Genomic DNA, 20,616 nt, shown 5'->3' on the forward strand with positions numbered 1-20,616 from the left:
TAATTTCTCTCACAAAAATGAGGCAGGTATTAACATAATCCTGTCTTAATCCAACATAAGCTAAACGCAAAGGAGTTTACCATGCAACGACAAATGTGCTGGTTATCTAAGTCTAGTGATGATGGTGAAAAAATCTTACATTTGCAGACTTCTCCTGGTCAACCTTGGCGGCCTTATACGGCGTTTCCTCAATTTTCTGTTCCTGATTATCAAATACCCGGTGGTTCTAAGGGTTGGGCAACTTATCAAAAACTGCTGAAAGCGGGCTGGTCATTAGTTCCTAGCGCACGGGCAAATGAGTTTAGTGATAATTTTGCAGAATCAATCGTGCAATATTAATAACTACTAGCTAAACCTTCACCACGGGGATCTGCGGCTGCTTCTAAGGTATCATTTTCTGTAACTGCGATCGCATTGGCATTACCCCAAGGTGCAGTTTCTTTGATTTTGTGTCCCCGACGACGTAAGTCTTGCAAGGTTAACGCATCTAAACCCCAAGACTGGACAAGTAACACATCGGGTAGCCACTGGTGATGTATGCGTGGGACGGAAACGGCTGCACCCACATCCATTTTGTATTCCAAAACGTTGAGTATTATTTGCAATACTTGGGTGATGATGGTGCTACCACCGGGAGAACCGACGGCTAAACGCAAGCGGTTGTTTTCGGTGACGATGGTGGGTGTCATACTGGAAAGGGGTGTTTTCCGGGGGGTGATGCTGTTAGCTTCGTTACCCACTAAACCAAAGGCGTTAGGTACTCCTGGTGCTGCTGCAAAGTCATCCATTTCATTATTTAACACTATTCCTGTTCCTGGTATGACTATTCCCGCACCAAAACCTAAGTTAATGGTGAAGGTTAAACTGACGGCGTTTCTATCTGCGTCAACTACGTTTAAATGGCTGGTTTCTGTTTTTTCAGGAATTTTTGTTGTTTTCAGTCCTGGTTTTATTTCTGTTGATGGTGTCGCTTTATTCATGTTAATTTGTTGGCGACGTTTTTGGGCGTAATTTTTGCTAATTAGTTCAGAAACGGGGACTTGAACAAAATCAGGATCACCTAAATATTTGGCGCGATCGCTATAGGCAATTTTCATACTTTCTACCATTAAATGGATCGCGTCTGGGTGATTCCATCCTAATGATTTTAAGTCTGTGTCACCAATAATATTTAACATTTGGATTAAATGAACACCTCCTGATGATGGAGGTGGCATAGAACAAACTTTAACTTTTCGGAAGTTACCACAAACAGGAGTTCGCCAAATTGGTTTATATGATTTTAAATCTTCCAGAGTAATTAAACCGCCATTTTTAGCCATATCATCAGCTATAAGTTTGGCAATTTTTCCGGTGTAAAAACTTTGAGGATTTTCAGAAATAGCTGTTAAAGTTTTAGCTAAATCAGTTTGAATTAATCTTTCTCCTGGTTGATAATATTCACCATTGCGAGTAAAGATTTTACTAGCTGCGGGGTTGTCGATAATTCTCGGTTTACGGTCTTGAAAACGAGACAAAGAAAGCCAAGAAACTCTATTACTGATAATAAAACCATTTTTAGCCAGTGCAATTGATGGTTTAACAACTTCTTGCCAAGGTAACTTTCCATAACGACGATGTACTTCATACATACCCGCTACAGTTCCCGGTGTTGCTACTGCTAAATAACCGTTGGTACTTGCACCGGGAATAACTTTCCCATTAGCATCTAAATACATATTTTTTGTTGCTTTAATAGGAGCGCGTTCCCGAAAATCTAAAGCTTTAATTTCCCCTGTTTTTTGAGAATGAAATAATAAGAAACCACCCCCACCAATACCTGCGGAAAAAGGTTCAACAACGGAAATTGCAAATGTGGTTGCTACTGCTGCATCTACGGCATTTCCGCCTTGTTTTAATATGGAAATTCCCGCTTCACTGGCTAAGGGGTTGGCGGATGTCACCATTCCGTTTTTGCTTTTTAAAGGTACGCTGATGGTGGCTGATACTGCTTGGGTGGTGAGGATAGCAGTGAAGGAGATGAAGGAGATGATGAGGTTTTGGGTTTTGGTTATGGTGGGCATTTTTATGGTTGGGGATATTAATTAGACCACAGGTTAAAATCATTAATTTTAGTAGAGCGATAAAATATTTGACATTTTTCGAGCTAAATGGTTAAACTATTAGTATAGTGTTAGGACATTTGCCGTACATATAATTTATCACACTATGTTATTTGTGTAGAGGCTATCATGACTCATACATCAGCTAAAAGCAGCCGAGAAAAATCCTTGCGATCTAAATCAGAAAGATTAGAAGCCCGTATCAGTCCAGAAAATAAGGAATTGTTCCAACGTGCGGCGGATATTCAGGGGAGGACACTCACAGATTTTGTAGTTAGCAGTCTTGTCAGTGCGGCAAACCAAGTTATTCAAGAAAATGAAATCATGATATTAAGCAGAAAAGACCAAGAGGTTTTTGTAGAAGCACTGCTTAATCCACCTGAACCCAGCGAAAAGTTACGGGCTGCTGCTCAACGTTATAAAAAGAATATGGGTGTATAAGTGGAAAATTTAATAGATAGTTCTGATGCTTTCAAGCATTATTTAATAGAGCCGCTAGGAAAAAAACATAACCGGGCGGTCTTCTGTTGTGGTGTTGATAAACTAGATAATTATTTTCAAAAACACGCTGGGCAAGATGCACGTAAACGAATGGCTGCCCCATTTGTTTTAGTAGAAAAAAGTTCTGGAAATATAGCAGGTTTTTATACACTATCATCAACAAGTATTAAATTAGAAGAATTGCCTATAGAGATAACTAAAAAACTGCCAAAATATCCTCTACTTCCTGCTACTTTGTTAGGTAGATTAGCTGTAGATCAAAACCATCGCCAAAAAGGGTTGGGCGAAATGTTGTTAATTGATGCTCTATATCGTAGTCTGCAAAGTGAAATTGCCACACTTGCTGTTGTGGTTGAAGCTAAAGATGATCAAGCACGTTCTTTTTATGAGCATTATCAATTTTCTCGCTTTCCTGATTATTATCACAGGCTCTTTTTGATGATGGATACAATAGAGAAAATGCTTGCATAGAGGTTTTTTGGTTTTGGTGATGGTGGGCATTTTGATGATGGGTTAAGTAGTTACAAAAAAATAAATTTGCAAAGATTTATTAAAAATTTAGCATGATTTTGAACAGAGATATTTTAAATATGATGTAATTATTACATTGAAAAACTACAAAAATCAGTCAAATGCTAAAATAGTATTGATTTATGGCTATTGGCAAGAGTTAGATTATGAACTCATTTGAACGTATAACTATTGAAGGATACCGTCGCTTATTTAATGTACAAATAGATATGCGAAATCGTCCTCTGACAGTCATGATTGGTGCTAATGGTGCAGGTAAAACTTCTTTGTTAGAAATTTTTTCACTTTTAGCAGCATCAGCAAATGCTCAATTAGCAAATAAAATTTCTGAATTAGGTGGACTGCCTGATATTATTACCCGCGATAGAGCCAATAGTATAGCAATTTCTTTGTCCATGAGTGTACCAGGGTATGCACCACTTAATTACCAACTGGAAGTTGCTCTAAAAGGTTTCACTTATGAAATTGTGCGGGAAACACTAACTGAAAATAATCCCTTGGTTTTAGAACCATTCAAGCACATTGATTCATTTGGATTGGATGTGAAGTATTTCAATTTTGAGGATGAAAAATTATTACGTCCAAATTGGGATCATAATCCTTTGGAAACTTCTCTGGCTCAAGTTCCTAAAATGTATCAAGAACCAGAACACCTACGGAAACAATTAGCTTCTTGTACATTTTATGGTGCATTGAATGTTGCTCCTAAAAGTCCTGTGCGTTTACCACAGTCAATGCGTCCTGCAACTTTGCCGGGTGCTAATGGTGAAGATTTAGTTTCCTGTCTGTACTATTTACGAGAAACTGACCCAGAGCGATTTGAAATTATTGAAGATACCCTTGCTGTCGCATTTCCAGATTTTGAAAGATTGAGTTTTCCTCCAGTAGCAGCAGGAACTATTACAATGACTTGGAAAGATAAAAATTTTTCTAAGCCTCTTTATATGCACCAACTTTCTGAAGGAACTTTGCGGTTTATTTGGTTAGTAACATTGTTACAAAGTCCAGATTTAACTGCTGTTACTCTTATTGATGAACCAGAAGTTAGTTTACACCCAGAATTATTGGAACTACTGGCTCATTTAATGCGAGAAGCAGCCCAAAGAACTCAGTTAATTGTCGCCACTCATTCAGATAGATTAATAAGATTTTTAGAGCCTAAAGAAGTTCTAGTTTGTGATGTAGAAGATGGTTTAACTACTATGAATTGGGGTGATAGTTTTAATTTAAAACATTGGTTAGAAGATTATAGTTTAGATCAAGTTTGGGCAATGAATTTAATGGGTGGTCGTCCATGAAGATAGCTATTTTAGTTGAAGGTGAAACAGAGAAAGCTTTTAAGCAAATTCTATCGGATTTTCTCAAATTGCGTTTACCACAAATGCCCAAACTTAGGTTTATTCCTCAGAAAGGTCGTATTCCTAAAGGAGAAAAACTTAAAAGAGTCGTTGAAAATTTACTAAATCAAGATGATTATGATGCTGTTATTGCTTTAACTGATGTTTATACAGGAACTAATGATTTTTAAGATGGGGCAGATGCTAAAGCGAAAATGCAAGAATGGGTAGGGAATAATCCTAGTTTTTATCCTCATGTAGCACAGCATGATTTTGAAGCTTGGTTATTACCTTATTGGTCAACAATTCAGAAATTAGCAAAATCTAACAAGTCAGCACCAGGAGGTTTACCAGAAAAGGTAAATCATGGAAATCCACCATCTTATAGAATTAAAGAAGTATTTGAAACAGGTAAATGTCAACTTAGTTATAATAAAATTCGTGATGGTGCGAGAATTTTGAAAGATCAAGATTTGATGGTTTCTATTAATCAATGTCCTGAATTAAAGGCATTTATTAATACTATTATTGAATTAAGTAAGGGTGATTTAATTCCATGAATTATGAAATTATAGGATGAGCAAATAGCTTTTGTTGAGATTTTTACCTCATCCTGTAAATCCTTTAATCCTGGAAATCCTGATATGGCTTACGCCACGCTATGCTATCAGACAAATGTAAAAAATATTTAACTATTTCCCCTATTTCCTGGTATACTACCAACTAAGTTGGAATTTGTAAAAATTATGCCACAGGACTTATCACCCCTCTGGATATCGCTGAAAACCTCATTTTTAGCGACTTTTATCACCTTCTTTTTAGGTGTTGGTGCTGCTTACTGGATGCTGGGATATCGGGGTAAAGGAAAATCTATTATTGAGGGGATATTTGTTGCACCGCTAATTTTACCGCCTACAGTTGTGGGTTTTTTGCTGTTGCTATTTTTTGGTAAAAATGGTCCAGTTGGTAAATTACTAGAACCTTTTAATGTGACTATTGTATTTACTTGGTATGGTGCGGCGATCGCTGCAATGGTGGTTTCTTTTCCTTTAATGTATAAAACTGCTTTGGGAGCTTTTGCACAAATTGATGCTAATTTATTAAGAGTAGCGAGAACTTTAGGCGCTAAGGAATTTACTATATTTTGGCGGGTGAGTTTACCTTTAGCATTTCCTGGTATTTTAGCAGGTGCAACTTTAGCTTTTGCTCGTGCTTTGGGTGAGTTTGGTGCAACTTTGATGTTAGCTGGTAACATTCCTGGACAAACGCAGAATATACCAATGGCGATATATTTTGCTGTGGAAGCTGGGGATATGAATGAAGCTTGGTTTTGGGCAATTATTATTGTATCAATTTCTTTAACAGGAATTATTTTAACTAATTTTTGGCAAGAAAGCAAGCATAAATTTAGACGCAAAAATCAACCAGAACTTCAACCAATAAAACCAGAAAATCAATCTTTTTCTTCACCTACCAATTCTTCTACATCTGGCTTATTTATAGATATTGAAAAAAAACTATCAAGCTTTCATCTGAAAATTGCCTTTACTACTGATCATCAACCTTTAGGATTATTGGGAAGTTCTGGCGCGGGTAAAAGTATGATTCTCCGTTGTTTGGCAGGTATAGAAACACCAACCAAAGGAAGAATAGTATTAAATAATAGAGTTTTATTTGACTCAGAAAAAGGAATTAATGTTCCTGTACGTGAGCGAAAAATAGGGTTTTTATTTCAAAATTATGCCTTATTTCCTCATCTCACGGTAGCACAAAATATCGCTTTTGGTTTACCTAAAGAATTATCAAATGGGAATATTAAATTAGAGGTAGAAAAGCAATTAATAGCCATGCACTTAGAGGGTTTAGGTAATCGTTATCCTCACCAACTTTCAGGAGGACAACAACAACGGGTAGCTTTAGCGAGAGCGTTAGCAAGTCAACCAGAAGCTTTACTTTTAGATGAACCCTTTTCTGCCCTGGATACACATTTACGCAGTCAGTTAGAACAACAAATGACAGAGACTTTAGCTGATTATTCTGGTGTGACTTTATTTGTTACTCATAATATGGAAGAAGCCTATAGATTGTGTCCTAATTTGTTAGTTTTAGAAGACGGAAAAGAAGCACATCATGGTTCTAAATATGAAATTTTCCAACATCCTGCTACTATGAATGTGGCAAAAATTACAGGATGTAAAAATTTTTCTCGCGCTGTTGTTTTGTCATCCCAAAAAGTAGAAGCTGTTGATTGGGGTTGTACTTTAGAAGTTGTAGAATCTATTCCTGAAAATTTATCTCATATTGGTATTCGCGCCCATCAAATTGTGTTTAAAAATGATGCAAATCTGGAAAATACTTTTCCTTGTTGGTTGGCGAGAACTAGCGAAACACCTCACCGCATGACTTTATTTTTAAAGTTACATTCTCCTGCCAATAATTCTCATGATTATCACTTGCAAGCGGAAGTTTATAAAGAAAAATGGGTGACAATTAAAGACCTACCTTTTCCTTGGTATGTACATTTAGATCCTGTAAGGTTAATGTTGATGGAGTAGGTTAATTTTCAGATCCTCGACTTCTTGGAGAAGTCGGGGATCTTTGGGGTATCTTTGGTAGAAGTAAATATTTCTCACATCTTCCCATTTCTATTTACTGTCACCTGTCACCTGTCACCTGTCACCTATTCCCTATTTCAACAACAAATAAAATAATTGTCCATTACTGACTGTTACACCAGCGCGATCGCCAGCTATATCTCCCGTTCCTAAATAATAATCCACCCTACCTGCACCTTTAATTGCACCACCTGTATCTTGATCTAATACAAAACGGCTAACTGTCCGATTTTCCAATTCACCGTTATTATTAACAAAAGGAAAAGGTGCGCGAATTAAAGCTAAAGCACCAGGAGGCATTAAAGATTTATCGGTAGCTATAGAACGTTCTGGAGTCAGCGGTACACCAACAGAACCATGTGCGGATCTCCCATAGGTTTCTCTAAAAAAGACAAAGCTATTATTGCGGGGAAGATAAACATTTAAATCTTGGGGATTTTTTTGGAAATACTCAAAAATTGTGGGCATGGTTACGCCATTTTCAGGTAATTTTCCAGCCTCTACTAATGTCCGCCCCAAACTTTTATAATTATGGGCTGTATTTCCAGCATATCCTATACTGGTGACTGTTCCATCTGTTAATTTTAATCTAGCAGAACCTTGAATTTGAATAATATAAGGTTCAAATCTGTCTTTAAACCAAAATAATTCTAAACCTTTTAATTTACTTTGAGAACCTTGTAAACCATCTGCACCTTCTAATTCTAATCGAGTGGGATGAGGTCTAGTCCAAGATTTTAAATCAGGTGGTAAGCGGTAAACAGGATATTTAAATTCTTTGGTTGGTTTGCGACTAGCTAAATATAATGGTTCATAATAGGCAGTAAATAATACAGTACCTTGACTATCTCTGCCTATAGATTGATAATAAACAAACTCTTTTTCAATAGCTGTTTGTAATTCTTGAGGCGAATTAGTTGATAATACTAATTGTCTGAATCTTTGCAAACTACGATAAACCCGATCTCTGGTAATTCCAGAAATTTTATATCTTTGATAAGCAGCCGCAGCCCGCCGAGTTCTTAAATATTTTAAACTCTGATCAATAGATTTTATTAATGCTTTTTTATCCCCTATTTCTTCTTGTTCACTACCATAAATCCTTGCATCTAAACAAGAAGCATCTTTTTCACAACAACCAACCGGTAATCTTTGTACAAGTACAGGTACATTTTTGCTATTTTCAGTTTTTAAAGCTGTTGGTAAATCCCACTTAGTTACTTGACATTCGGGAGGAATTGTGTCTTGATTTTTAATCGCTGGCATTTCCAGGAAAAAAATCGTGAAGAAAAAAGGTAAGCTAAAAGTTGTGTTAAATATCTTTTTCATTTTTAAGGGAACAGGGAACAGGGAACAGGAAACAGGGAACAGGGAACAGGGAACAGGTGACAGTTAAGAGGTAATAGGGAATAATTATGGCATTACTAATCACCAATTATGAATTATGAATTATGAATTATGAATTTATTTACTCATTCATATTATGGTAAGTAGCAACAGCAGAAGGAGAAATGCGATTCAAATAACGGAAAATCCAATATTTGAAAATTGTATCTAAAATCACGGGAAATGTAGCAATAAATAAGAAAATAAAATCCCTATTTGCTGGTAAACCCCAGTGTCGTGATAAACCTTCCAGAATTACTTCCCAACCGTGGGGAGAGTGGAAGCCGACAAAGACATCAGTAAACAAGATAATAATAAATGCTTTGGCGCTATCACTCAAGCCATATACTACATGATCAAAGAAATCTTTGAGAACTGAAATAGAAGATTGGCTGATCAGCAACAACCAGATAAAAGCAACTATAGAAAAAACATCTGCAAACACATTTTTAATCGCATTAGCACTTTCACGCCGAAATTCCTTTGCTACCTCCTGTGCTTTTTCTTGCATTTTAATTTCTAGCACTTCCGATGATAGCGGTGGTGCATTACTAATCAAATTTTCAAACTTGATTCTTTCTTCAAATCTTTGCAGTTCTATTAGTGCTTCTTCTTCCATTTCTTCATTGAGAAAAATCTGTTCTGTTTCTGAACCTCTAAAACGATCAACTACAGGACCTACTACTACAGCTTTGGCTATTTGATGGGTGAGAAGTGGCACTATAATTAATAGTAAAATAAATCTCACAGAGATAATTGTGATTTTTTGCGTCTGCCGAAAATTCTGCACTACTTCTTGTTCAGAACTAGGGTCTAATTCCGCTTGCAGACGAGTAATAGTTGTTAAAATTGAACGCGGTAAAACTCCTGTAGAATCAGCTTTTCTTTTGGGTTTATTATTGTTGTTTTTAATTACAGTTTTTGGTGTAATTGGTTGATTACTTAATTTATTTTCTGCTACAATTGTAGATGAATTTACTAAATTTACAGAATTGTTTTCTAGAACATCATTTACAGCGTCATTTGTATATTTACCAATGACTTGATCAATGAATTCTAGCTTTTTTAAAACTAAAGCCGCATTGGAATATTCTATACCTGCTTTGGCTGCTGCTTTTTGCTTAGATTCATTGGAAAACCAACGACTGGCTTTAAACTCTGTCAGCCGCATCCGTACATTTTTTAATAATTTTTGTAAATCTGCTTGAAAATAATCCATGACACTACTACTGTACATAGCATCATCACGGCTAATTTTATTACCATTAAAATGGTTATCTTCTATTTCTTTAATTTTTAAAGCTGATTTATAAGCTTCCTCTAAAGAGCGTTCTGGTGTCAGTAAATACCATCTGTAAGCAGCCAGGAAAAAAGAGTATATTTTTTCACTAAACACAGGGTTTTTCATCCTCAATGCTCATTTAAAACTGTTTGGTGATTCCTAAATTTAAGTTAACGCAGAAGTTATCATCAGGAGTAGATTAGTGGTTTCAAATTCTTTTTGGATTGTTGGTACTAGCCGCAGCGGAAAAACTACTCGTTTAGCCCAACAGTTTTGTGATTGGGTGCAACAAAATGACAATCAAGATATAGAGTCATTTTATCCGAAAAATCAAAATCGGAAACAAGCTAAAAGTGCAATTAAAACCGCAAATCTTTTGCAAACAGAACCTGGTGCTTTAGTTTTAGCATCTAATGATGATAATCGCAGATTATTAACTGATAAAATTGTCACTTTAACTTCAGGAAAATACCCAATTCGGGCGAAAACAACCTTGGGTTTTATTCAAGATGAAGTGATTTTATTTTGGCCGTTATTGGTGGAATCTTTACAAATAAAAGCACAATTTCCGGTAAGATTGCGCCCAGAAACAGAGCAAGAATTAGCAACAAAGCTTTGGAATTATCAGTTAGATGCAGAAACTTTGAGACGTGCAGGAGTGAATGAATATCGCTTAGTGAGGCGGATATTAGACTTATGGCAATTAGCAGCTTATAGTGGTACAGATTGTGAAGATATTGCGGGGATTTTGCAGACAGGTTTACCAGAAAATACTAATAATCTAGAACCAGAATTTTTCACATCTTTGCTGTTAGATTGGCGGAATTGGTGTTTAGAAAGGGGATTATTAACTTATGGTTTAATTACCGAACTTTATCACCAACATTTATTAACTAATAGCGATTATCAGCAACATTTAAAAAAACGTTATCAGATGATCATAGCTGATGATGTAGATGATTATCCAGCCATAGCTTATCACTTATTTGAGTTTTTATTAAATGCGGGTGCGGTGGGAGCATTTAGTTATAATCTTGATGGGGGAGTGCGTTGGGGTTTGGGTGCTGATCCTGAATATTTAAACAGGTTAGCAAAGCGTTGTCAGGTAGAAAAGTTGGTGAGTTTTCCTGAAGCTAATTTAGCTGAAACCTTGGTTCAACCGATGATAGAATTAGTCACTGAACCGATGACAATTTTAAGTTTACCAAAGTCTGTAAAATGTATTCAAACTGCTTCTCGCGCTCAACTTTTGCGACAAATAACAGATGTGATAATTAATGGAATTAAAACGGGAAAAATAGAACCGGAAGAAATAGCAATTATCGCTCCTGGGTTAGATGCGATCGCTCGTTATAGTCTCATAGAAATATTAACCAAGCAAAATATTCAGGTAGAAGCTCTCAATGAACAACGTCCTTTAATTAGTTCACCCGCTGTCAGAGCATTACTCACCTTAATTAGTTTAGTTTATCCCAATTTAGGAAGATTAGTAGAGCGGGATGAAGTGGCAGAAATGTTAGTTGTTTTAAGTCACAGTCACACCAATGATGGAGAAGATGGAGAAAAAAAAGAATTTCCACAACCAAAAATTGATCCAGTGCGTGCTGGTTTAATAGCAGATCATTGTTTTGTACCCCATCCAGAAAATCCCCATTTATTAAATATTAAAACCTTTGAACGTTGGGATAGAATCGGCTATACTGCAACCACCGCTTATAATGAAATATTGGGATGGATTGAAAAACAGAAAACAGAAGTTCAAGAAAATGTAATTTACACACCAGTTAATCTTTTATATCAAGCAATGCAAAAATTTTTGTGTAAAGATCATCATCCTCCATTTCCCACATTAGCAGCATTACGAGAATTATTAGAAACTGCTCAACATTATTGGGAAATAGACACCAGATTAAAACAAACAATTACCAATTCAACAATACAAAATAATACCATTGCCGAATTTATTCAACTGTTGCGATGTGGTACAATTACTGCTAATCCCTACCCCATTCGTCCCATCGGAAAAGCCAAAAAAGCCATTACATTAGCTACCATTTTCCAATATCGTGCTAGTCATAGAGATCACAAATGGCATTTTTGGTTAGATGCGGGTTCACCTCTTTGGGCTAAAGGTGGTGCAGCAACTTTATTTGGTGCTACTTTATTTCTACAAGATAGGTTAGGAAAACCTTGGACAGCAGCAGATGAACAAGCAGCAGAAACGCAAAGATTACGTCGCATTATTGCAGATTTACTAGCGCGTGTTTCCCAAACAGTTTATTTATGTCACAGTGATTTAGCTGTTAATGGACAAGAACAAATGGGTCCATTATTACCTTTAGTTCATGCTTGTGATGTAATAGAAAATTAACGCAGATGGACGCAGATAAATGCAGATGAAATTAGATGAATGAATTGATTTGATGATTTTGTTTAACCTCACATCAAATGGGTTTTAGAGGTTTAATCATAATTATTATCTATATTTCCACCAATCACCAAAATCTTTACAATATAAAGGTAAAGCCATCATACATACAATACATCAAAAACAATGGGATTATTCGGATTTGGAAAAAAAGTGGCAATGCCCACACCTGAACAAGCACTGCCAGGACGCACAGCAAAAATGCCCGTACCTGCAACACACTTTGTCAACAACAACCCCCTCAAACCTCCGTTTCCTGAAGGTATGGAAACTGCCATGTTTGGTTTAGGGTGTTTTTGGGGTGCAGAACGCAAGTTTTGGCAACAAAACGGAGTTTACAGCACTGGGGTAGGTTATGCTGCTGGTTACACACCCAACCCCACCTATAGGGAAGTTTGCACTGGTATGACCGGTCACAATGAAGTGGTGTTTGTGGTATTTGATCCTAAAGTTATTACTTATTCCCAACTGTTAAAAGTCTTTTGGGAAAGTCATGATCCCACCCAAGGGATGCGTCAAGGTAATGATGTCGGTACTCAATACCGTTCTGGTATTTATGTTTATTCCCCAGAACAAAAACAACTAGCGGAAGCTTCACGGGATGCTTATGAACAAGCGTTAGTAAAAGCAGGGTATGGCAAAATTACCACAGAAATTTTAGATGCACCTGAGTTTTATTATGCTGAAGATTACCATCAACAGTATTTAGCTAAAAATCCCGGTGGTTATTGCGGTTTAGGTGGTACTAATGTTGCTTGTCCTGTGGGTGTGTTTGAAACTTCAGTGAGTTAGAAGCTTAGGTGACAGGTGACAGTAAGAAGGCAAGAGCTTGTCCTAAGTTGACCATTTTATAGACAATAATATACTTATGTTGACAAAAATGGACATAAGTTAGCTCAGAAAAATGCCAACTTGATATATAATCCTCAGATATCAAGTATTGAATCAGACTATTACCGACGCGAAAACCAAGCATTGATAGTGATAGTCTGTTTCCAAATCTTAACCTGAGAAAGTCGCGTTGGGCTACAGCGTGCAAGTCTACTGAGGGATAACCGCTCCCATGCTCCCGTTGAAGTAGAAAGTAAAGTCTAGCTTTGTCTAGGTTTTATATAGCAGAAAGAAGAATGAAAGAATCAAGAACTAATTTTTCTTCTCCTGCTTCTCCTGCTTCCCCTGCTCCCTGCTCCCTCTCGTTCCCATACTCTGTATGGGAATGAATTTTTAAAGGCTCTGCCTTTAATGATACCAGAGTCAGAGACTCTGCGATCGCATTCCCAGTCTGAGACTGGGACCGAGATGAACGACATCAAAGTTTATTTTTTCAAATTGTTGATTTTATTTGCTAGATCAAATATTTGATTGAACAGACTAATAAATGCCAATACCCAAATTGTAATACTCACAGGTGCGCCAATTATCATTCCGGCGATCGCCCAACCTCTCTGATGTTGTTTAAAAATAGGAGTCAGGAGGAGAATTAAAGACATTTTTTCATTTCTGTCCGCCCAGAAAAGTGCAAGGTTTTTCAGACTCAAGACGCTATAAAGAAAGCACCTACTGTCTTTTTTATGAGCCTCAACCCAACCTACAAATCAAGATATTTTTGATTTTGGCGAAGGTATTGATAACAGAAACTCAATTTTTACATATAGTCTCTCCGGCGAGAGGTATATATTACCGTGAGTGATTTCAGGTTAACAATCTATCCCAATTCAGTTACCAATGGTTACTAATTTGCCAAAAGTAGATGAAATTAAATCACCAAATATTTGCCAGGGAAAATTTTTGACACCATTCCAGCGTCAACTACTACAAAAAAATCTGGAAAAGGATTTACCTGAATTATCCCGCCAGCGTATCCAAATTATGTTGTTGGCAGATGAAGGGAAAACTCAAACACAAATTCGCAAAGAATTAGGATGTTGTCCAGCAACAGCAAGACATTGGATACATATAGCTCGTAGTGGGATGGCACACCAATGGAATTCATCGCCTATTGGTCGTCCTAAAATCGTCAATGAGGAATATTTAGAGCGGTTACAACAACTAATTAATCATAGTCCCCGTGAGTTTGGTTACAGTTTTGAAAAGTGGACAGCAGGTTGGTTAAGCAAGCATTTAGCCAAAGAATTAGAAATTAAAGTCAGTGATTGTCACATCAAGCGATTGCTCAAACAAATGGGATTATCCACCAGACCAAAATCGACTATAACCATGAAAAAAATAACCCAACCAACAGAAGAACGGCAAATTTACATTAGGGATCTGTCATCTGAAATTATAGCTAATGAAAGAAAAAAATTAGCTGTTAACTTTCTCCCATTAGCAAGCAATCAAAAATAAATTTCTTTAATAACTTCATAATATTATGGTACAAAACACATCTGCGACAACGGTAACTCATTCATTATTCAACAATATTCTTGGGTCTAATATTTCGGAAAATGAATTTCCAAAATATCAACACAAATTAAAATACCTAGAACCGAAATTAGGAAAAATATCCGTTATTGAACCGGGTATTTATATTGTCCTTAACAGTAAAATCCGGCTGACGGATCAAGCGGGAAAATTAATTAAAACAGTCACAATAGGAGAAGCCTATGGGCATTTCACATTGTTTCAACAAGAAAACTTCATACCTTACCAAGCCAAAGCCAGTCAAGATGTACAACTGTGTTTTATTCCCAGTGAATTACTTGTTTCATTGATAGCTAAATATCCGCAAATTAACACTCATTTAAAAACAGAAGCTCAAAATCTAAATTCTTTGTTATTTAACACTAACCCACAAGAAAATACAACATCTAATGTATCCGATCAGCCGATAAAAAAACCTACAACAGAAGAAAACCACAAACAAAAAAAGCCTAACCAAGCTTACTTTCCTCATCCTACTCAGAAAGTCAAACACCTCTTACAAAGAGTAACTCAACGCTATCCTTTCTTTGCCCAACAAAGTGAAGCAGACTGTGGTGCAGCGTGTTTAGTGATGATATCCCGATACTGGGGAAAAACTATCAGTATTAACCGCTTGCGGGATATTGCCAATGTTGATCGTAGTGGTGCATCTTTACATGGTTTAATAGCTGCTGCGGAAAGTATTGGATTTAATACCCGTCCCATAAAAACCAAAATCGAGTATTTAGCAAAACAAAAATTACCCGCAATTATTCATTGGCAAGGTCAACATTATATAGTTGTTTATGAAATTACCAATAAACAGATAATTGTAGGAGATCCAGCTATTGGTCAAAAAACTCTCAACTACAAAGAATTTCAAGAGAATTGGACTGGATATACACTACTATTAGAACCCACAGTATCATTCAAAAATACCCAAGAAAGCACTACTCCATTCTGGCAATTTTTTGAACTAATTAAACCTCATCGTTTGGTACTATTAGAAATATTCATTGCCTCACTCTTGATCCAAATCTTTGGACTTATCACACCCCTATTTACTCAATTAATATTAGACCGTGTAGTAGTACAACGCTCTGCACTGACATTAACAACAATCGGTTTGGGATTGATGATTTTTAGCCTTTTTCGTGTAGGGATAACAGGATTAAGAGAATATCTTTTAGGTCACACTGCCAACAAAATAGATGTGGCTTTAGTTGTTGGCTTTATTCGCCATACATTGCAGCTACCAATTAATTTTTTTGAGACCCGTTATGTAGGAGATATTATTTCTCGATTACAAGAAAATAGCAAAATTAAAGACTTTTTAACTGGTGAATCATTGTCAATCCTGCTAGATTTAATCACTGTTTTTATCTACTTAGGATTGATGTTTTGGTATAGTTGGCAAATGGCTTTACTTGCCTTACTTATTGTACCGCCATTTTTCCTATTAGCCTTAATTGCTACCCCTTTTCTCCAGAAAATTTCCAGAGAGATATTTAATGCTAATACCAATGAAAGTAGCTATTTAATTGAAGTGATTACCGGTGTACAAACAGTAAAATCTATCGCCGTAGAACAGTCTGTAAGATGGCATTGGGAAGAATTATTACAAAAGGAGGTTAAAAAAAGTTTCTCTGGTCAAGTTATTGGTAATGGATTGCAAATTTTTAGTAACACAATAGAAGCAGTTATTTCTACTGGTTTATTGTGGTATGGGGCGCATTTAGTAATTAATAACCAGTTAACTATTGGACAATTAGTAGCATTTAATATGTTACTAGGAAATGTGATTAGCCCCTTTCAGAGATTATCAGTTTTGTGGAATAAATTACAGGAGGTAATCATTGCCTTAGAACGGATTAATGATGTTTTAGATGCAGAACCAGAAGAAGATTTACAGCAACAATTTAAGCAATACTTACCCAAACTTCAAGGTGAAATTCGCTTTGAAAATGTTACATTTCGCTACCATAAACATGATTCTGTGAATATTTTAGAAAATCTCAATTTCACAATTCAACCGGGTCAAATGGTAGCTTTAGTAGGACGCAGTGGTTGTGGTAAAACTACACTTTCTAAATTACTTTTAGGGCTACATTTACCCACAGAAGGAGCAATTTTTATTGATGGATATGATATTACTACTATTTCTTTACGTTCTTTACGTCAGCAAATAGGAGTAGTTGACCAAGATACATTTTTATTTGGTGGAACAATTCGTGAAAATATTAGCTTGGCACATCCTGAAGCCAGTTTAGGAGAAATTAGAGAAGCAGCAAGATTGGCTGGTGCTGATGAATTTATCAAAGACTTAGCACTGGGTTATGAAACCATAATTGGTGAAAATGGAGGATTATTGTCTGGTGGACAAAGACAAAGAATTGCCATTGCTAGGGCATTTTTAGGCAATCCCCCATTATTGATTTTAGATGAAGCAACTTCTCATTTAGATACTGAATCTGAACAAATTATCCAAAAAAATTTGAATGCAATTCTCAAATCAAGAACTTCTTTAGTAATTGCCCATCGGTTGTCTACTGTGCAGAACGCTGATTTAATTTTGGTGTTGGATAAAGGTGTGTTAGTTGAAAGTGGAACTCATGCAGAATTAATGTCGAAGCGGGGGCATTATTTCTATCTCAATCAACAGCAATTAAATATTATCTGCTGAACTGTGTAAGCAATTTTAAGCCCTATCTAACAATTTACACTGAGGAAAATAAATCATGACTAATCAATTGAAGGTAAGACAAACTACGCAACTTCAAAATTATGAATATCAGCAAGAATTAGTATCTGAAAATGCAGCTATAGCAACAGATGATTGGTCTTTTTTTACTAAAGAATTACTTGATGGCTTACCTCAAGTTTGGACTAGAGGATTACTGTATTTTCTAGTAATTTTTGTTGCCATTATCTTACCTTGGTCTATGTTATATAAAGTTGATGAAACTGGCGCTGCTAGAGGGCGAATTGAGCCAAAAGGTAAAACTGTAAAACTAGATAGTCCTGTATCTGGGACTGTTAAAGACATTAATATTAAAGAAGGTGATGTGGTGAAAAATGGACAAAAAATACTAAGTTTAGATACAGATTTATTAAACAAGGAATTACAACAAGGGGAAGATAAATTAAAAGGATTGTTAAATCGAGGATTCCAGTTAAATTTATCCAAACAACAGTTAGTTGTTGCCTTAACAACCCAACAACAACAAAATCAATCTCAAACCTTAGAAAAGCAAGCTCAAATAGACCAAGCACAGCAAAATTTAATGGCGACTACTAATGTTTATCAACTACAAAAAGAGGAAAAAATTACTCAAGTAAATCAAGCTAAACAAAATCTTGAATATAGTAAAACTGCTAGTAATTTAGCACAAAGTAGTTTAACCAGTGCTTTAAGAGAAAAAGAACGTTATCGTCAGCTTTGGCAGCAAGGAGTAGTTCCAGAAATCAATGTCATAGAAAAGCAAGATATAGTCCAAGAGAAACAAAAGTTATATAAACAAAGCCAGTCAGATATTCAACAATCTCAGTTACGTTTAGCTGAACAACAAAGTAATTATCAACGAATTATCAAACAAGGAAAGGCAGATATTACCCAAGCACAATTACGATTAAATGAACAAAAACGGAGTTATCAAACTTTAATTCAGACGGGTAAGTTAGCTTTACTCAAGATTGAAGAACAACAAAAAAATCTGGAAACAGAAATTACCACTTTAAACGCGGAAATTGAGCAAACTAAAAGACAAATTGAATCATTAAAAATTCAATTAGGACAACGAGAATTAAAGGCAAATGTGAGTGGTACTGTGTTTCAGTTACCTATTCAAAAAGCTGGTGCTGTAGTACAACCAGGAACAATGATAGCGGAAATTGCTCCTCTGGGTTCGCCTTTGATAATTCGGGCGCAAATGATGACTAATGAAAGTGGTTCTTTGCGAAAAGGATTACCAGTTAAGTTGAAATTTGATGCTTATCCTTTTCAAGAACATGGAATAGTAGAAGGAGAGGTAATAGCTATTTCTCCTACTGCTACAGAAGTGGATACAGCTAATGGCAAAGTATCAGCTTATAACTTAGAAATTTCTCTGCAACAGAATTGTATTAAGAGTGGAAATAAATGTATTCCTTTTCGTCCAGGGGATACGGCAACGGCTGAAGTAATTGTGCGTCAACGGCGAATTATTGATTTTCTAATTGACCCATTTAAACAGTTACAAAAAGGCGGTTTGCAATTGTAGTCAGATGAAAATTCAATAATTTATAGACTAATACTTTTCGCTTCAGCCGAAAAAATAGAATTATGTAGGTTTGGTTGACTTCAGAAAACCCAACCTACAAAAACTAATTAACCACCATTAATCAAAAACAAACATCATGTTACAATATCAATCTTTGACTATTACTAATAACGATATTCTCCATCAAATCAAACTTGATTGTAAAATCCCTGAAATAGTTAAACAAATAATTACCCGCAAAGTTATTACTGATGCTGCGACTGAAGCGGGAATTAAAATTGAAACAGAAGAACTTCAAGCAGCAGCGGATGAAATGCGATTAATGAATAAACTCATAAATGCTGAGGATACCTGGGCATGGTTGAATAAAAATGGTTTGTCTATTGATGATTTTGAAGCAATTATCTACAACAATTTACTATCTACAAAATTGGCTATTCATTTGTTTGCGGAGAAGATTGAATCTTATTTTTTTGAACGAAAGTTAGATTATGTTGGGGCTGTCATTTATGAGGTAATTTTAGATGATGAAGATTTGGCTGATGAACTTTTCTATGCTATTCAGGAAGGGGAAACTAATTTTTATGATGTGGCGCGTTTACATATTCAAAATGTAGAATTAAAACGCAAAAGAGGATATAGGGGAATTATGCACCGTCAAGATTTAAAACCAGAAATTTCTGCTGCGGTTTTTGCTGCTAAACCACCAGAAGTTTTAAAACCCATTGTGACATCTTTGGGAGTACATTTAATTTTGGTTGATGAGATTGTTAAAGCAGAATTAGATGATGAACTAGCTTATCAAATTGGTATGGATTTATTTTCTCAGTGGTTAAAGCAAAAGATTGAACAGATTGATTTTGAATTGGTTATTCAATAAATAATTAATGTAGAAAATATATAGCATTCCTTACCCTTTACCTGGAGAAAATACATAGATAAAAATCCTTATTTTATAAGCATTTGCGGCTGTTTTAATTCTCAGGTTTCATTCAGGATTGCTATATTTGTTAAGCTGTTGTGCATTTAATTTGTATAAGTGGAACAGGCATCTTGCCTGTTTCACAAAAGTTCAGAATATTAGGATTATACAATTTAGCTGTGTAACAGCTTATATGGTTAAAATTTAATAGTTTTTATAAACTAAATTTAGCATACTATGTACGGAATAGCCATAGTATTTATATTAGAAGTGTTGAAAAAAAGTGGTTAGCACAACTGCCGACCACTTTTCTTATTACAAGTAATAGGACTGAAATTTTTACACAGTATGTTTTTGTGTAATTAATTTTGTCTTACTACTTATTAATAAGCTAACAAATTTTTAATTTGCATAACCAGGATAGGTAGGATATCCATCGCACAAGAGTTTTAATTTTAGGTATATGCAAATTAAATATCCAACGGCTTATCTAATACCAGGCAGTTGTACCCAAGAATCCTAATGCCAAAGTGCGTGTCGGTCCCAATACTCTTCCTATAGGAGAAGCATAAAAGCCACCAGTTGCAAAAGCACCCACATCACGCCAATTAATACTTCCTGTTGTACGATAACTATGGTAAGCACCATACCCTGCCCCAACAGCAGTATAACCAATTACAGGAGCAAACCACCAACCACCATGAATATCTAAAATTTCCGCCTCAGTTAATTCATTAAAAAGTTCAGAGGTAGAGGAATTAAGATTAGCTGCTTGCAAGTTGTTAATTTTGATGTTAGCCATTTTGAAATCTACTCCAAATTAATTTTGTTTGTTTTTGGGAAATCAGCT

16 protein-coding genes and 1 pseudogene are annotated in these 20,616 nt (G+C 35.8%); 12 read left to right on the plus strand and 5 right to left on the minus strand.

Translation table 11 applies throughout. From position 1 onward, the window contains the following. Window positions 1-81 precede the first annotated feature (81 nt). Window positions 82-339, plus strand: a complete 258-nt coding sequence (locus tag IQ237_RS19285; protein WP_194058084.1) for a hypothetical protein — start codon at window positions 82-84, stop codon at window positions 337-339. On the opposite strand, the gene ggt is transcribed toward IQ237_RS19285, so the two are convergent. After that, window positions 336-2,063: a gamma-glutamyltransferase gene (gene ggt, locus IQ237_RS19290; RefSeq protein ID WP_194058086.1), complete on the minus strand. Its 1,728-nt coding sequence runs from the start codon at window positions 2,061-2,063 to the stop codon at window positions 336-338. The genes IQ237_RS19285 and ggt overlap by 4 nt on opposite strands. Before the next feature lie 168 nt (window positions 2,064-2,231). Between ggt and IQ237_RS19295 the strand changes: the two genes are divergently transcribed. The 5 genes and pseudogenes from IQ237_RS19295 to modB all read left to right on the plus strand — a co-directional run bounded on the left by IQ237_RS19295 (window position 2,232) and on the right by modB (window position 7,026). Then, complete coding sequence (locus IQ237_RS19295) at window positions 2,232-2,543, plus strand: DUF1778 domain-containing protein (protein WP_194058088.1); 312 nt, start codon at window positions 2,232-2,234, stop codon at window positions 2,541-2,543. Beyond that, window positions 2,544-3,074 (plus strand): GNAT family N-acetyltransferase, encoded by a 531-nt coding sequence (locus IQ237_RS19300; protein WP_194058090.1) that lies wholly within the window; start codon window positions 2,544-2,546, stop codon window positions 3,072-3,074. Window positions 3,075-3,280: 206 nt separating this feature from the next. Continuing rightward, complete coding sequence (locus tag IQ237_RS19305) at window positions 3,281-4,432, plus strand: AAA family ATPase (RefSeq protein ID WP_194058092.1); 1,152 nt, start codon at window positions 3,281-3,283, stop codon at window positions 4,430-4,432. Continuing rightward, window positions 4,429-5,031, plus strand: a pseudogene (locus IQ237_RS19310) (DUF4276 family protein). Before IQ237_RS19305 ends, IQ237_RS19310 begins: the two are co-directional and overlap by 4 nt. A gap of 186 nt (window positions 5,032-5,217) precedes the next feature. Next, a complete protein-coding gene (gene modB / locus IQ237_RS19315) occupies window positions 5,218-7,026 on the plus strand; it encodes a molybdate ABC transporter permease subunit (RefSeq protein ID WP_194058094.1) in 1,809 nt (602 codons plus the stop codon). Window positions 7,027-7,158: 132 nt separating this feature from the next. Here modB and IQ237_RS19320 read toward each other — a convergent pair whose 3' ends face one another. Then, the gene (locus IQ237_RS19320; protein WP_194058096.1) at window positions 7,159-8,415 is read right to left on the minus strand and encodes a murein transglycosylase A; all 1,257 of its coding nucleotides are present in this window, start codon (window positions 8,413-8,415) and stop codon (window positions 7,159-7,161) included. A 139-nt stretch (window positions 8,416-8,554) separates the two neighbouring features. Beyond that, complete coding sequence (locus IQ237_RS19325) at window positions 8,555-9,880, minus strand: proton extrusion protein PcxA (protein WP_194058098.1); 1,326 nt, start codon at window positions 9,878-9,880, stop codon at window positions 8,555-8,557. A gap of 76 nt (window positions 9,881-9,956) precedes the next feature. Here IQ237_RS19325 and IQ237_RS19330 point away from each other — a divergent pair, with 76 nt between their 5' ends. Together IQ237_RS19330 and msrA are read left to right on the plus strand one after the other, a co-directional pair. Beyond that, the gene (locus IQ237_RS19330) at window positions 9,957-12,125 is read left to right on the plus strand and encodes a recombinase family protein (RefSeq protein WP_194058099.1); all 2,169 of its coding nucleotides are present in this window, start codon (window positions 9,957-9,959) and stop codon (window positions 12,123-12,125) included. Between the two features lie 183 nt (window positions 12,126-12,308). Beyond that, window positions 12,309-12,974: a peptide-methionine (S)-S-oxide reductase MsrA gene (msrA, locus tag IQ237_RS19335; RefSeq protein WP_194058101.1), complete on the plus strand. Its 666-nt coding sequence runs from the start codon at window positions 12,309-12,311 to the stop codon at window positions 12,972-12,974. A gap of 524 nt (window positions 12,975-13,498) precedes the next feature. On the opposite strand, the gene IQ237_RS19340 is transcribed toward msrA, so the two are convergent. Continuing rightward, window positions 13,499-13,672, minus strand: coding sequence for a hypothetical protein (locus IQ237_RS19340; protein WP_194058103.1), 174 nt, complete (start codon window positions 13,670-13,672; stop codon window positions 13,499-13,501). Window positions 13,673-13,907: 235 nt separating this feature from the next. Here IQ237_RS19340 and IQ237_RS19345 point away from each other — a divergent pair, with 235 nt between their 5' ends. The 4 genes from IQ237_RS19345 to IQ237_RS19360 all read left to right on the plus strand — a co-directional run bounded on the left by IQ237_RS19345 (window position 13,908) and on the right by IQ237_RS19360 (window position 19,724). Continuing rightward, on the plus strand, window positions 13,908-14,528 hold the full coding sequence (locus tag IQ237_RS19345) for a helix-turn-helix domain-containing protein (protein WP_194058105.1): 621 nt from the start codon (window positions 13,908-13,910) through the stop codon (window positions 14,526-14,528). Window positions 14,529-14,553: 25 nt separating this feature from the next. Beyond that, the gene (locus IQ237_RS19350; protein ID WP_194058107.1) at window positions 14,554-17,268 is read left to right on the plus strand and encodes a peptidase domain-containing ABC transporter; all 2,715 of its coding nucleotides are present in this window, start codon (window positions 14,554-14,556) and stop codon (window positions 17,266-17,268) included. 55 nt (window positions 17,269-17,323) lie between these two features. Then, entirely contained in the window at window positions 17,324-18,844 is a 1,521-nt protein-coding gene (locus tag IQ237_RS19355; RefSeq protein ID WP_194058109.1) for an HlyD family efflux transporter periplasmic adaptor subunit, read from the plus strand. Window positions 18,845-18,980: 136 nt separating this feature from the next. Beyond that, entirely contained in the window at window positions 18,981-19,724 is a 744-nt protein-coding gene (locus tag IQ237_RS19360; RefSeq protein WP_194058111.1) for a peptidylprolyl isomerase, read from the plus strand. Between the two features lie 532 nt (window positions 19,725-20,256). On the opposite strand, the gene IQ237_RS19365 is transcribed toward IQ237_RS19360, so the two are convergent. Then, window positions 20,257-20,568, minus strand: a complete 312-nt coding sequence (locus IQ237_RS19365; RefSeq protein ID WP_194058113.1) for a hypothetical protein — start codon at window positions 20,566-20,568, stop codon at window positions 20,257-20,259. Window positions 20,569-20,616 lie beyond the last annotated feature (48 nt).

The sequence above is a fragment of the Sphaerospermopsis sp. LEGE 08334 genome, from assembly GCF_015207205.1.
Classification (GTDB): Bacteria; Cyanobacteriota; Cyanobacteriia; order Cyanobacteriales; family Nostocaceae; genus Sphaerospermopsis.